General features: G+C 71.4%; 2 pseudogenes. Both read right to left on the reverse strand.

Annotated elements, in window-relative coordinates:
- Positions 1–123, reverse strand: a pseudogene (locus CR938_RS14735) (IS5/IS1182 family transposase); the annotation flags it as partial.
- A gap of 99 nt (positions 124–222) precedes the next feature.
- Positions 223–684 (reverse strand): annotated as a pseudogene (locus CR938_RS14990) (tetratricopeptide repeat protein); the annotation flags it as partial.
- Positions 685–1,244 lie beyond the last annotated feature (560 nt).

Raw genomic sequence — 1,244 nt, forward strand, 5'->3', positions numbered from 1 at the left:
CGGCTCGATCAGACCCAGCAGCGCCTGCCACGGCACCACCTGCTCCATCTCCGCCAAAAACACCTCGCGCCGCGTGCGCTTGCGGCTCCCCAGACCCTCGGCATCACCGAACGACAGCTGCATCGCACTCACCCCGATCACGGTGAGGCATTGTCGCGCAATCGGGCGGAGTTGTTCAGACCTTCCCTTGTACACGTTGCGCACGGTCTCGTTCGGCCCCAGGTCGTGGGCGCGGACCAGCTCGCGCCGGGCCCGCTCGAGGTCGCCGGACAGGAAATAGGCGCGCGCCAGGGCGAAGTGGAAGGGGTGCTCGCCCTCCTGCAGGCGGATCGCACGGCGGTAGTGGCGGATCGCACAGTCGTAGTCGCGGTTGTTCTCGCACTCCAGGGCGAGCATGAACTGGTGGAACGGGTCGGTGCGCTGCAGCCGGTCCAGCAGCGTGGCGTAGTGCCTGGCCTGGCGTTCATCGCCCAGGCGCCGGTACAGGTGCACCAGGTTCGACAGAGCGGGGGCGTGGTGGCGGGCGCGGCGCAGTGCCTCGAGCAGGGCGTGCTCGGCCGCCGCCGTGTCGCCCATCCGGCCCAGCAGCACTCCCAGGTTGCTCCAGGCGGCGGCGAAGTCCGGCGCGGCCGCCAGCGAGGCGCGCAGCGCCGCGTGCGCGCCCTCCAGGTCGCCTTCCACCATCCATTCGGCGCCGAGGTTGTTGAGGAAATGTGCCAGCGCGCGGGTGTCGCTGATCGCCCTCGGTCGGCCGCGGGTGATCAGGATGTTGGCGTCCAGGTCCGCGGTCTGCCGCGTCGAGCCCAGGCGTATGCCGGCGTTGACGTGGGTGGCGCTGAAGACGACGTCGTCACCCTGGTACCAGGCCAGTACCTCGCCCACCTCCTGCACGTAGGCGTCCAGGCCGAGCTCGCGCGCCAGGGCCACGAACAGCAGGGTGAAGGACAGGCAGTTGGCGCGGCCGTCGCGCCAGACCTCGGCCACGGTGCGGGTGGTGCTGTTGTCGTACTCCAGGGCCAGGCCGTCGTCGCTGAAGATGAATTCCGCCAGGCGGTGCAGCTTCTGCTCGCGCGTGGCGCCGGGGACCGCCACGCGCCGCAGCACCTCGGCGCGCAGCTCGGGCGGCACGGCGAAGATGGCGGCGGTGTCCGGCAGGACCACGGGGCGGGCGGCGGGCGCCGCCCGCCCCCCGGGCCTGCCGGGCACCGCCGCCCTCTCTTTCTCTTATACACATCCCCCAGCCC

It is taken from the genome of Pseudoxanthomonas taiwanensis, assembly GCF_010093135.1.
Lineage (GTDB): Bacteria > Pseudomonadota > Gammaproteobacteria > Xanthomonadales > Xanthomonadaceae > Pseudoxanthomonas > Pseudoxanthomonas taiwanensis.